Origin of the sequence: Caulobacter sp. LjRoot300, assembly GCF_964253875.1 — a bacterium.
Classification (GTDB): Bacteria; Pseudomonadota; Alphaproteobacteria; order Caulobacterales; family Caulobacteraceae; genus Caulobacter.
On sequence record NZ_CAXUSA020000001.1, the window covers coordinates 1 to 12662 of the forward strand.

11 protein-coding genes and 2 pseudogenes are annotated in these 12662 nt (G+C 66.9%); 1 reads left to right on the plus strand and 12 read right to left on the minus strand.

The features are described from left to right. Positions 1-124 precede the first annotated feature (124 nt). From lpdA to ACSQ2G_RS00040, 8 genes and pseudogenes are all read right to left on the minus strand, one after another. Positions 125-1525 (minus strand): dihydrolipoyl dehydrogenase, encoded by a 1401-nt coding sequence (lpdA, locus tag ACSQ2G_RS00005; RefSeq protein ID WP_056750222.1) that lies wholly within the window; start codon positions 1523-1525, stop codon positions 125-127. Positions 1526-1604: 79 nt separating this feature from the next. Then, positions 1605-2081 carry a glutathione peroxidase gene (locus tag ACSQ2G_RS00010; RefSeq protein ID WP_436027261.1) on the minus strand — a complete coding sequence of 159 codons (477 nt, stop codon included), beginning with the start codon at positions 2079-2081 and terminating at the stop codon, positions 1605-1607. A 21-nt stretch (positions 2082-2102) separates the two neighbouring features. After that, positions 2103-3425 (minus strand): pyruvate dehydrogenase complex dihydrolipoamide acetyltransferase, encoded by a 1323-nt coding sequence (locus ACSQ2G_RS00015; RefSeq protein WP_436027263.1) that lies wholly within the window; start codon positions 3423-3425, stop codon positions 2103-2105. 12 nt (positions 3426-3437) lie between these two features. Continuing rightward, a pseudogene (locus ACSQ2G_RS00020) lies at positions 3438-3521 on the minus strand (aldehyde-activating protein); the annotation flags it as partial. A 69-nt stretch (positions 3522-3590) separates the two neighbouring features. Continuing rightward, a pseudogene (locus tag ACSQ2G_RS00025) lies at positions 3591-3872 on the minus strand (GFA family protein); the annotation flags it as partial. A gap of 294 nt (positions 3873-4166) precedes the next feature. Beyond that, entirely contained in the window at positions 4167-5531 is a 1365-nt protein-coding gene (locus ACSQ2G_RS00030; RefSeq protein ID WP_436027265.1) for a pyruvate dehydrogenase complex E1 component subunit beta, read from the minus strand. Continuing rightward, positions 5528-6559: a pyruvate dehydrogenase (acetyl-transferring) E1 component subunit alpha gene (pdhA, locus tag ACSQ2G_RS00035; protein ID WP_028041683.1), complete on the minus strand. Its 1032-nt coding sequence runs from the start codon at positions 6557-6559 to the stop codon at positions 5528-5530. Before pdhA ends, ACSQ2G_RS00030 begins: the two co-directional genes overlap by 4 nt. A 163-nt stretch (positions 6560-6722) precedes the next feature. Next, positions 6723-7019, minus strand: coding sequence for an FtsB family cell division protein (locus tag ACSQ2G_RS00040; RefSeq protein WP_310081300.1), 297 nt, complete (start codon positions 7017-7019; stop codon positions 6723-6725). Between the two features lie 361 nt (positions 7020-7380). On the opposite strand from ACSQ2G_RS00040, the gene ACSQ2G_RS00045 reads away from it, so the two are divergent. Beyond that, entirely contained in the window at positions 7381-8025 is a 645-nt protein-coding gene (locus ACSQ2G_RS00045; protein ID WP_436027267.1) for a hypothetical protein, read from the plus strand. 71 nt (positions 8026-8096) lie between these two features. On the opposite strand, the gene eno is transcribed toward ACSQ2G_RS00045, so the two are convergent. The 4 genes from eno to ACSQ2G_RS00065 form a co-directional block, all read right to left on the minus strand. Then, on the minus strand, positions 8097-9377 hold the full coding sequence (gene eno / locus ACSQ2G_RS00050) for a phosphopyruvate hydratase (RefSeq protein WP_436027269.1): 1281 nt from the start codon (positions 9375-9377) through the stop codon (positions 8097-8099). Between the two features lie 93 nt (positions 9378-9470). Beyond that, positions 9471-10499: a retroviral-like aspartic protease family protein gene (locus ACSQ2G_RS00055; protein ID WP_436027270.1), complete on the minus strand. Its 1029-nt coding sequence runs from the start codon at positions 10497-10499 to the stop codon at positions 9471-9473. 183 nt (positions 10500-10682) lie between these two features. Beyond that, positions 10683-10865, minus strand: a complete 183-nt coding sequence (rpmF, locus tag ACSQ2G_RS00060) for a 50S ribosomal protein L32 (RefSeq protein WP_007671126.1) — start codon at positions 10863-10865, stop codon at positions 10683-10685. Between the two features lie 116 nt (positions 10866-10981). Continuing rightward, a complete protein-coding gene (locus ACSQ2G_RS00065) occupies positions 10982-12634 on the minus strand; it encodes a CTP synthase (protein ID WP_436027272.1) in 1653 nt (550 codons plus the stop codon). Positions 12635-12662: the final 28 nt, after the last annotated feature.

A 12662-nucleotide genomic window follows, 5' to 3' on the forward strand; every position in this document is an offset into this window, starting at 1 on the left:
GTTGAAGAACGAAAACGCCGCGCCCGGCATAAAGCTGGGCGCGGCGTTTGGCTTTTGAGAGGTCCCTCATCCGACCTCCCCTTGGGAGGCCACCTTCTCCCGCAAGGGGAGAAGGATCGGGTCGCTAGATATGCAGGACACGCCCATAGGCGTCGAGCGCGGCTTCGTGCATGGCTTCCGACATGGTCGGGTGGGCGTAGACGATGCCGTGCAGGTCTTCCTCGGTGGCTTCCAGGGTGATCGCCGTGACGAAGCCCTGGATCATCTCGGTGACCTCGTGGCCGATCATGTGCGCGCCGATCAGGGCGCCGGTCTTGCCGTCGAAGACCGTCTTGACGAAGCCCTCGATCTCGCCCGCCGCCACGGCCTTGCCGTTGACGCGGAACGGGAAGCGGCCGGCCTTGACCTCGATGCCCGCCGCCTTGGCGGCCGCCTCGGTCAGGCCCACCGAGGCGACCTGCGGATTGGCGTAGGTGCAGCCGGGGATCGGCGAGTTGACGTGCGGGGTCTTGTAGCCGGCGATGTGCTCGGCCGCGTGGATGCCCTCGTGGCTGGCCTTGTGGGCCAGCCAGGGCGGGCCGGCGGCGTCACCGATGGCGTAGAGGCCCGGCACATTGGTCTCGCCGTGCTTGCCGGTGACGACATGGCCGCGGTCCATGTTCAGGCCGATGGCGTCCAGGCCTTCGGTATTGGGCGCGATGCCGACCGCGACGATGCACACGGCGGCGGTCAGGGTCTCGGCCTTGCCGCCGACCTCGACCGCCACCGAGACGCCGTCCTTGGTCTTCTCGACCTTGGTGACCTTGGCGCCGATGCGGAAGGTGATGCCGCGCTTCTCGAAGGCCTTCTGGGCGGCCTTGGAGACCTCGGCGTCCTCGACCGGCATGATGCGGTCGACGGCCTCGACGACGGTCACCTCAGCGCCGAGGGCGCGGTAGAAGCTGGCGAACTCGATGCCGATGGCGCCCGAGCCGATGACCACCAGCGACTTGGGCATGGCCTTGGGGGCCAGGGCGTCGCGATAGGTCCAGATCTTGTCGCCGTCCGAGACCGCGCCGATGGCGGGGATGTCGCGGGCCCGGGCGCCGCTGGCCAGGATCACGTTCTTGGCCTGGATCGTGCGGCTGCCGCCGGCCTTCAGGGCCACGACGACCTTGGGCGACGGGCTGCCCTTCTCGAGCTTGGCCTCGCCCTCGACGACCTCGATCTTGTGCTTCTTCATCAGGAAGGCGATGCCCGAGGACATGGTCTTGGCCACCCCGCGCGAGCGGTCGATGATCTTGGCGAAGTCGAACGAAGCCTTCTCGACCGACAGGCCGTAGCCGGACAGGTGCGACAGCTGCTCGTAGATCTCGCCGGACTTCAGCAGCGCCTTGGTCGGGATGCAGCCCCAGTTCAGGCAGATGCCGCCCAGGTTCTCGCGCTCGATGATCGCCGTCTTCAGGCCCAGCTGGCTGGCGCGGATCGCGGCCACATAGCCGCCGGGGCCGGCCCCGATGACGACGACGTCGAATTCCGTGGACATGGTCTTCTTACCCTAGGTTTGACGCCTTCGGGGGGAGCCGGCGGGCGTCGGTCGATCGATCTGCAAACCGATCCGGGAGTTACAGCAGCGCCTCGACGGCGAGCTTCAGGTCTTCAGGCTTGGTGGTGGGGGCGAAGCGTTCGACGACCTCGCCGTCGCGGCCGATCAGGAACTTGGTGAAGTTCCATTTGATCGCCTCGGTGCCCATCAGGCCCTTCTGCTCGTGCTTGAGATAGGCGTAGAGCGGATGGGCCGACGGGCCGTTGACGTCGATCTTGGCCAGGACCGGGAAGGTCACGTCATAGGTCAGCGAGCAGAAGTTCGCGATTTCCTCGGCGTTCCCGGGCTCCTGGGCCCCGAACTGGTTGCAGGGGAAGGCCAGGACCGTGAAGCCCTTGTCCTTGTAGTCCCGGTACAACGTCTCCAGCCCCTCGTACTGCGGGGTGAAGCCGCACTTGCTGGCTGTGTTGACGATCAGCAGCACCTGGCCGCGATAGTCGGCCAGGCTTGCGTCCTGGCCGTCCAGCGTCTTGGCGGAATAGTCGTAGACGGACATCCCTGCCCTCCCCAGCCCGAGTTAGACGATCAGGGTCAGCGGCTCTTCGATCAGCGGCTTGAAGGCGGCCAGGAACTTGGCCCCGATCGCGCCGTCGACCACGCGGTGGTCGCAGGTCAGGGTGACGGTCATCACCGTGGCCACGGCCAGCTGACCGTCCTTGACCACCGGGCGCTGTTCGCCCGCTCCGACGCTCATGATCGCGCCCTGCGGCTCGTTGATGATCGAGGCGAAGGCCTTGATGCCGAACATGCCCAGGTTGGAGACCGAGAAGGTGCCGCCCTGGAATTCCTCGGGCTTCAGCTTCTTGGACTTGGCGCGAGCCGCCAGGTCCTTCACCTCGGCCGAGATCTGGGCCAGGCCCTTGGTCTCGGCGGCGCGGACGATCGGGGTGATCAGGCCGCCGTCGATGGCCACGGCCACGGCGATGTCGGCGTGGTGGTGCAGGGCGATGCCCTCGGGCGTGTACGAAGCGTTGGCCTCCGGCACGCGCTTGAGCGCCACGGCCGCGGCCTTGATGATGATGTCGTTGACCGAGACCTTGACGCCCTGGCCTTCCAGCAGGTGGTTGATCTTGGCGCGGGCGGCCAGCAGGGCGTCGATCTCCAGATCGATCGTCAGCGGGAAGTGCGGCACGTCGCGGAAGCTGTCGGTCAGGCGGCGGGCGATGGTCTTGCGCATGCCGTCCAGCGGGACCAGGTCATAGGAGCCGGCGGGGATGCCCTGCTGCTCCAGCGACAGCACCTTGCGCGGCTCGGCGGGCGCCGAGGCGGCGGCAGGAGCCGAGGCCGGGGCGGCCTTGGCGGCGGGCGCGCCGCCCTTCTGGGCGGCCTCGACGTCGGCCTTGACCACGCGGCCGTGGGGACCGGTGCCGGCGATCGCCTTCAGGTCCAGGTTCGCGGCCGAGGCCAGGCGACGGGCCAGCGGCGAGGCGAACACGCGGTCGCCAGTGGTCGCGGGGGCCGGCGACGGCTTGGCCGGAGCGGCGGTCTCGCCGGCGGCCTGGGCGGGCGCGGCCGGAGCCGGAGCCGCCTTCGGCGCCTCAGCGGCGGGCGCGGCCTTGGCCGGCGCCTCCTTTGAAGGCGGCGGCGCGGGGCTCTCGCCCTCGCCGGCCAGCTTGGCGATCTGGGCGTTGACCTTGACGTTCTCGGTCCCGGCCTCGACCAGGATGGCTTCGATCACGCCTTCGTCGACGGCTTCCACTTCCATGGTCGCCTTGTCGGTCTCGATCTCGGCGATCACGTCGCCGGCCTTGACGGTGTCGCCGACCTTGACGTGCCACTTGGCGAGGGTCCCCTCCTCCATGGTGGGCGACAGGGCGGGCATCAGGATGTCGATCGACATTGAGCTTCTTCCTCAAGCGTTCGGGACGGCTTCGACCAGAACGGTCGGCGTCCATTTGGCCTTGCGACGGGCAAGGCGTTGTTCGTCCGTTTCGTCGTGATAGTCCAGCCGTTCGGGCGCGCGATCGGCGAAACCCGGCAGGTCGGTCCCCACGACGTTGAGGGTGGCGTAGGCCTGGCCCTCGTCCTCGATCATCGCCGCCACGTAGACGGCGCATTCCCGGCAGATCAGGAAGTCCACCGCCCGCCGCCCGAACCGGTAGCGCATCAGCGATCCCGGCGCGGCGGTGATGTGCAGCCGGCTGCCCGGATCGCTGGTCGTCCGTGCCCCCTGCCGACGGCAGAACGAGCACTGGCAGGCCCGCAGGGCCAGCTCGGCCACCGGCTTGCCGGGGTCGAGCTGCACGTGCACCGCGCCGCAGTGGCAGGAGCCGTTGAGGGTGTTCATTGGCGTAGCGCCCTAATCCGTGCCTCATCCTTAGGACGGATCAAAACGTAATGGCCAGCGTCGCCCTCTTCGGCAAACCCCGCGTCCCATTTCTCGCCAACGAGTTGGAGAAATGCAGACGAGTAAAGCTCCAACGCTTCTTCTGAAGAGCCGGGGTAAGACAAGCTTCTGAGTAGCTCGCGAGAGATGGTCACTCGCAGCCGTTTACGGCCATCAGTGGCCCACCCTTGGTAGCCTTCGCCGACAATGCCGAAGGATCCCTCTCGAAGCTTGTCTTCAAACCGGAACATCAGCCTACCGGTAGCAGACCGTCTTGGCCGCCTTGACGATCTTGGGGACCGACGGCAGCGACAGGGCTTCCAGGTTCGCCGCATAGGGCAGCGGCACGTCTTCCTGGTGGACCCGCAGCGGCGGGGCGTCCAGGTAATCGAAGCCGAACTCGGTGATCCGGGCGACGATCTCGGCGCCGACGCCCATCGGGCCCCAGCCTTCCTCGACGGTCACGAGGCGGTTGGTCTTCTTGACGCTCTCCAGGATCGTGTCGTGGTCCATCGGGCGGATCGTGCGCAGGTCGATGACCTCGGCCGAAATGCCTTCCTTGGCCAGTTCCTCGGCCGCCTGCAGGGCGAAGCCCACCATGCGGCTGTAGGCCACCAGGGTGACGTCGGAGCCCTGGCGACGGACCTTGGCCTTGCCGATCGGCACGATCCAGTCCTCGACGTCCGGGATGTCGAACTCGTGGCCGTACATCATCTCGTGTTCGAGGAAGACGATCGGGTTCGGGTCGCGGATGGCGGCCTTCATCAGGCCCTTGGCGTCGGCCGCGTCATAGGGCGCGACGACCTTCAGGCCGGGGACGTTGCCGTACCAGGCCGCGTAGTCCTGGCTGTGCTGGGCGCCGACCCGCGAGGCCGCGCCGTTGGGGCCGCGGAACACGATCGACGACTTGATCTGGCCGCCCGACATGTAGAGCGTCTTGGCGGCCGAGTTGATGATCTGGTCGATCGCCTGCATGGCGAAGTTCCAGGTCATGAACTCGACGATCGGCTTCAGGCCCGCCATCGCCGCGCCGACGCCGAGGCCGGCGAAGCCGTGCTCGGTGATCGGCGTGTCGATGACCCGCTTGTCGCCAAATTCCTGCAGCAGGTCGCGCGAGACCTTGTAGGCGCCCTGGTACTGGGCGACTTCCTCGCCCATCAGGAACACCTTGTCGTCGCGGCGCATCTCCTCGGCCATGGCGTCGCGCAGGGCGTCGCGGACCGTGATCTTCTTCAGCGGCGTGCCTTCCGGGATTTCCGGATCAGCGAAGGTCGAGGCGGCCGAGATCGGGCCAGTGGACGGAGCGGCGGCGACCGGTGCGGGCGCCGGAGCGGCTTCGGCGGCGGCCGGCGCGGCAGCCGGAGCCGGCGAAGCGGCTTCACCCTCGCCCTTCAGCTTGGCGATCAGGGTGTTGACCTTCACGTTCTCGGATCCGGCGGGCACGATGATGGCCTCGATCACGCCCTCATCAACGGCTTCGACTTCCATCGTCGCCTTGTCTGTCTCGATCTCGGCGATCACGTCGCCGGCCTTGACGGTGTCGCCTTCCTTGACCAGCCACTTGGCCAGGGTCCCCTCTTCCATCGTCGGGGACAGGGCGGGCATCAGGATGTCCGTCACTGGGCGGCCTCCAGGTATACGTCGGTGTAGAGTTCGGAAGGATCGGGCTCGGGGCTGGTGCGGGCGAACTCGGCCGCCTCGGCCACGACGCGCTTCACCTCGGCGTCGACGACCTTCAGGTCGTCCTCGGTGACGCCGGCCTTGGCCAGGCGCTCCTTCAGGTGGTCGATCGGATCGCGGGTCTGCTTGACGTTGTCGACCTCGTCCTTGGTCCGGTACTTGGCCGGATCGGACATCGAGTGGCCGCGATAGCGATAGGTCTTCATCTCAAGGATGAACGGACCCTGGCCGCTGCGGGCATGCTCGGCGGCGCGGGCGCCGGCCTCGGCCACGGCGATCACGTCCATGCCGTCGACTTCCTCGCCCGGGATCCGGAACGAGGTGCCCCGTTTGTGGAAGGCGGTCTCCGACGCCGAACGCTCGACGCTGGTGCCCATGGCGTACTGGTTGTTCTCGATCACGTACACGACCGGCAGCTTCCACAGCTGGGCCATGTTGAAGCTCTCGTAGACCTGACCCTGGTTGGCCGCGCCGTCGCCGAAATAGGCGAAGGCGACATTGCCGTTGCCGCGGTAGTGGTTGTTCAGCGCCAGGCCGGTGCCGAGCGAGACCTGGGCGCCGACGATGCCGTGGCCGCCGTAGAAACCGGTCTCGACGTCGAACATGTGCATCGAGCCGCCCTTGCCGCGCGACGAACCGCCCGCGCGGCCGGTCAGTTCGGCCATGACTTCGTTCGGATCCATGCCGGCGGCCAGCATGTGGCCGTGGTCGCGGTAGCCGGTGATGATCTGGTCGCCCTTGACCTTGATCGACTGCATGCCGACGGCGATGGCTTCCTGACCGATGTACAGGTGGCAGAAGCCGCCGATCAGGCCCATGCCGTACAGTTGGCCGGCGCGCTCCTCGAAGCGGCGGATCAACAGCATGTCGTGGTAGAATTTCAGAAGCTCGTCCTTGCCGACGAAGGCGTTGACACCGGTGGCATCAGCCTTCCCCGCCGGGGCTTCACCCTTGCGCGTACGCGCCATTCAACTCTCCCTGGCCAATCTTCATCGCGGCCTACTCCTGGACGCCCACCGGCCGAATGAACCTTCGGTTCCGCGTAGATGGGGACCCTTTGTCAAACCCGAAACGGGCCAGGCTCGCCTGATCCGCCGGCAGACGCCGAGGACCTGGTCTCCCACCAAACGCTCAGCGCGGGGTGCGGATCACATAGTCCCTGGGATCGGCGTATCCCAGGAGCGAACGCGCGCGTTCTTCCAGGAGGTCCGCCGACAAACTGCCGCTGCGTAATAGACGAGCACGGGCCTCCAGGTCCATCCTTTCGGCGCGGATCTTCTTCAACTCCAGCGTCTTGGCGGCGAGATCTGCGTTGCGCTGCGACGTCGATAACAGGCCGCGCTCCCCCGTCAGGGCGTGAAACACGAAGTAAGTGATCAGCAGAAGGAGCGCCGCAGTCGGCAGGAGAGATTGCAGTCGGGCGAACATCAGCGATTCCCAGGAGGGGAAGTTTACCCTGCCCGATCATGCTTAACGCCTTACTAAACGGGGGGTTTGGCGCGGTGGCGGCAAGTCCTCGCAAGCAGCCTGCCAACGCTTTCATTTGAGATGGTTTCAAGGGCATCTAGATACCGCGTCGCAGCATATAAACGGCCGTTTCGCGGGGTTTTCTGCGGCGCTGCGGCAGGACCTCGAAGCAGTCTTTAGAAAAATTGTTGGTGAATGAAGGCGCCGGCGCCTCCGGATCGGGCGATCGGCGGCGGGAACGTCGCGAATCGCCGCGTGCAAGGCTTTGTGAAAAGTCGATATCGGCGTTATGTTAGCGGTAACCAAAAAACTGGGGGGTCGCATGTTCAAACGTCGCGCTTTCATCCTGTCTCTCGTCGGCGCCGGCATGACGCCCGCCCTGGCCCATGGCGGCGCGGCCAAGCCACGGCGCGAACGCTCCGTCGTCGGCGACGGTCCCGAGCCGAGCGTCATCAAGGGCGACCCGCCCAAGCTGGACTTCGGAGACGGGCTGCGGGTGCCGCTCGACAAGGAGGCCTTCGCCACGCTGTGGGAGGATTCCGGGCGCTGGATGACGTTCGGGCTGGGGCTTGGCCGCGCGGAAAGCGAATCCAACGCCAAGGCCGACAAGGCCGCCAGCCTGACCATGCAGATCATGTTGTTGACCCTGGCCAACGCCCCCGAGCGCCTGGAACAGGTGGATGGCCGCGGCTGGCGGTCCCGCAGCGGCAAGCTCAGCGACCTGGTGATGGGCGAGGTCCCCCTGCCTGGCCAGCCTGTCCGTCCCGCGAACGGTAGTTACCTGGACAAGGGGCTGTTCGGAGGCTCCGGACCGAGCATCACCGCCGACAACACCGCCGACCTCCAATACTCTCAGCGTTACGTCGCCGCCACGGCCTATGTCGTCAAGAAGGCCGACCTGTCGCTGGACGACGTGCGCGCCCTGGGCCGGCTGGCGGAAGAGAAGCGCGCCACGACCTCGCAATAGCGCCGCGAGACCGACATGGTTACGTCTCGCCGTCCTGCCAGGGACGACGAGACGTGAGACCGATGGGTCGCCTAGCGGCCCTTGAGCACCGCGCGGCCGGCATAGACGGCCTGGTCGTCGAGGGCTTCCTCGATGCGCAGCAGCTGGTTGTACTTGGCCAGCCGGTCCGAGCGGGCCAGCGAGCCGGTCTTGATCTGACCGCAGTTGAGGGCGACGGCCAGGTCGGCGATCGTGCTGTCCTCGGTCTCGCCCGAGCGGTGGCTCATGACGCTGGTATAGGCGCTGCGGTGGGCCAGATCGACGGCGTCGATGGTCTCCGACAGGGTGCCGATCTGGTTGACCTTGATCAGGATCGAGTTGGCCAGGCCCTTGTCCAGGCCGATCTGCAGGCGCTTGGGATTGGTGACGAACAGGTCGTCGCCGACCAGCTGAACGGTCTTGCCCAGGGTGTCGGTCAGCAGCTTCCAGCCCTCGAAATCGTCCTCCGACATGCCGTCCTCGATCGACAGGATCGGGAACTTGCCGGCCAGGTTGGCCAGGTAGTCCACCATCTGGGCCGGGTCGAGGCTCTTGCCCTCGCCTTCCAGCTCATACTTGCCGTTCTTGAAGAACTCGGTTGCGGCGACGTCCAGGCCCAGGACGAAGTCCTCGCCCGACTTGTAGCCAGCCGCTTCACCGGCCTTGACGATGAAGGCCAGCGCGTCCTCGGCCGAGCCGAGGTTGGGGGCGAAGCCGCCTTCGTCGCCGACATTGGTGTTGTGGCCGGCGTCCTTCAGGGCCTTCTTCAGGCCGTGGAAGATCTCCGCGCCCATCCGCAGCGCCTCGGCGAAGGTCGGCGCGCCGGTCGGCAGGATCATGAATTCCTGGATGTCGATCGGATTGTCGGCGTGGGCCCCGCCGTTGATGATGTTCATCATCGGCACCGGCAGCACCCGGGCCGAAACGCCGCCGACATATTTGTAGAGCGGCAGGCCGGCCGATTCCGCGGCGGCCTTGGCCGTGGCCAGCGAGACGCCGAGGATGGCGTTGGCGCCCAGGCGGCTCTTGTTGGGCGTGCCGTCCAGTTCGATCATCAGGTTGTCGATGCGGCGCTGGTCTTCGGCGTCGACGCCGGACAGCGCGTCGAACAGCTCGCCATTGACGGCGTCCACGGCCGCCTTGACGCCCTTGCCGCCGTAGCGGGACTTGTCGCCGTCGCGCTTTTCGACCGCTTCGTGCGCGCCGGTCGAGGCGCCCGAGGGCACGGCGGCGCGGCCAAAGGCGCCGTCCTCCAGCACGACATCGACCTCGACCGTCGGATTGCCGCGGCTGTCCAGGATTTCGCGGGCGATGATGTCGACGATCTCGGTCATGGGAGCTCCCCTTTCAAAAGGCGCTTCCCCTTAGCGGCGCGGGCCGCCAACCGCAACCGGCGCTGGCCGGATCATCGGAACGAACGTTCGGCGCTACGCCTGCAGAATCGGCGGCGCCCAGCCCTTGCCGAGACGGAATTTCACCCGGTCCGAACCGAAGTCCAGCTCGACCCGGGCGAACATCCTCAGCACGTCGACGCCCAGCAGCACGGCGGGCCGGCCGTTGAGGTTCCAGACGTCGAAGATGTGCAGGTCGGCCAGCACCAGCGGCAGGTTGGTCATCCGCAGGGCGCCCAGTTCGATCGAGCGGACGACGCGCAGTTCGCCGACCGTCGCCTCGCCCGCCGCGCCGATCAGCCGGACCGCCATGGCGGGTTCGGGCTTGCGGCGCACCCGCAGCTTGATGGCCTGCGCCAGAGCCATGTTGCCCATGCTGGCCCCGGATCCGGAGTCGATGAAGGCCACGCAGCGTACGCCGCTGACCCGGGCGTTGGCGACCGCCAGCCGGCCGAACCGGGCGTCGGCCACCACCGAGACCTCGCGCGCGCCGGGATAGGCGACCGACATGGCGGAGCTGCGACGGATCTCCAGCCGCTTGCGGCGGAAGTCCATGATGACGTTGCGGTCATCGAGCATGTCGACGCCCAGCAGGCCGTCCACGCCCAGCCGCTCGGGCGTAAGCACCGGCAGTTCGGCGTCCTTCATGCGCGAATCGCCCGCCACCATCAGCGGCACCTTGGCCGTGGGCGTGAGGGCCGAGCCTCCCACCCCGTGCAGCATCACGTCGGGACCGCGCTCCAGGGCCAGGCGTTCGGCCAGCGTCGTCGACAACGCGCTGCGGTCCGCGCCGGTGTCGATGACGAAGTTGAACGGCCCCTGCCCGTTGATGAAGACCTCGACCGTCATCCGGTCGGTCGCATCCAGGGCCGTGTCGAGGAAGACCGCGGGGGGCTCGCCCTCGATCGGCGCCAGCGGAGCGGGCGGCGGCGTCGAAGGTTGCGCCATGGACGGCGTCTGCAGCGACGCCGGCAGCAAAGCCGCGGCGGTCGCGGATCGAGCCCAGGCCTGCTCGGCCATCAGCGACAATCCCAGTCCCGCCGTGAGGTTTCGGCGTGTGAGCATGGGCGGATCTCCCTGCCCGCCAGGATAACACGGTTTTTCGACCGCGATGTCGAAATCCAGGTCGGCGGGCGCCAGGGAGGCGTTTTGTCGCTGGGCTCAAAAGCGAAAAGGCGGCGGTCCGGGGACCGCCGCCTTTCAAGCTCTATCGCCGTCTCCCGCCAGGGCGGAAGCGAAGGTGGAGACCTAGTCTTCCTTCGGCGTCAGGATCTGCTTGCCGTTGTACAGACCGGTCTTCAGGTCCACGTGGTGCGGACGGCGCAGTTCGCCCGAGTCCTTGTCTTCGACGAAGGAGTTGGCGCCCAGGGCGTGGTGCGACCGGCGCATGTTCCGGCGAGAAGGCGAAGTTTTTCTTTTAGGAACGGCCATCGAAGTGACTCTGCTCGCTGAGCGTGAAAATCGGAAGCGGCGACTCGGGCAATGCCCAGGCCGCCGCGTGAGGGCGCGCTTATGCCCGAATCTCTTCGGAGATGCAACCGCGCTTGTTAGACCAGTCGACCCTGCTCTTTCGCCGCCGCGATGAAGCTGGCGAACAGGGGGTGCGGGGCGAACGGTCGGCTCTTCAGCTCGGGATGATATTGCACCCCGATGAACCACGGATGGTCCTCGCGTTCGACGATTTCGGGCAGCACGCCGTTGGGCGAGCGGCCGGTCAGCTTCAGGCCGGCGTCCTCCATCAGGTGGGCGTAGCCGATATTGACCTCGTAGCGGTGGCGGTGGCGCTCGCTGATGTCGGTGGTCCCGTAGATCTCGGCGACCTTGCTGCCGGCGGTCAGGACGGCCTCGTAGGCCCCCAGGCGCATGGTGCCGCCCAGGTCGTCGTTGCCGCGCCTCTGGACCGTCTCGTTGCCCTTGATCCATTCGGTCATCAGCCCGACCACCGGACGCTCGGTGGGGCCGAACTCGCTGGACGAGGCGTCCTTGATGCCGGCGACGTTGCGCAGGGTCTCGATGACCGCCATCTGCATGCCGAAGCAGATGCCAAAGTAAGGCACCTTGCGTTCGCGGGCGAACTGGGCGGCGCGGATCTTGCCCTCGGCCCCCCGCTCGCCGAAGCCGCCGGGCACCATGATGGCGTGGGCGTTCTCCAGGCGGGCCGCCGCGGCGCCGGGATCGCCCTCGAAGGTCTCGCTCTCCACCCAGTCCAGGTTGACCTTGACCTTGTTGGCCAGGCCGCCGTGGTGCAGGGCCTCGATCAGCGACTTGTAGGCGTCCTTGAGGACCGTGTACTTGCCGACCACCGCGATGGTCACTTCGCCGTCCGGGTGGTTGACGGTCTGGTCGATCGCCTCCCAGCGCGACAGGTCCGGCTTGGGCGCGTCGCCCATGCCGAACACGTCCAGCACCTCGGCGTCCAGGCCTTCCTTGTGATAGTCGATCGGCACCGCATAGATCGACGAGCTGTCCATCGCCTGGATCACCGCGCTGGGCCGCACGTTGCAGAACTGGGCGATCTTGCGCTTTTCCTCGACCGGGATGTCCTGCTCGCAGCGGCACAGCAGGATGTCGGGCTGGATGCCGATCGAGCGCAGTTCCTTGACCGAGTGCTGGGTCGGCTTGGTCTTCATCTCGCCGGCCGTTTTGATGAACGGCAGCAGGGTCAGGTGCACGTAGCAGCTCTGGCCGCGCGGCAGGTCCTGGCGCAGCTGGCGGATGGCCTCGAAGAACGGCAGGCCCTCGATGTCGCCCACCGTGCCGCCGATCTCGACCAGCACGAAGTCGACGGCCTTCTCACCGGTCTCGTCGAGCGCCGGCGACAGGACGAAGTCCTTGATCTCGTTGGTGACGTGCGGAATCACCTGGACGGTCGCGCCCAGATAGTCACCGCGCCGCTCCTTCTCGATGATCGTCTTGTAGATCTGGCCGGTGGTGATGTTGTCGGCCTTGGTGGCCGACACCCCGGTGAAGCGCTCGTAGTGGCCCAGGTCCAGGTCGGTCTCGGCCCCGTCGTCGGTGACGAAGACCTCGCCGTGCTGATACGGGGACATCGTGCCCGGATCGACGTTGAGATAGGGGTCGAGCTTACGAAGGCGAACCTTGTAGCCGCGAGCCTGCAGGAGCGCTCCGAGCGCTGCGGAGGCGAGGCCTTTTCCCAATGAGGAAACCACGCCGCCGGTGATGAAGATGTACCGGGTCATGGGCGGTCAGATTAGCCGTGATTCGACG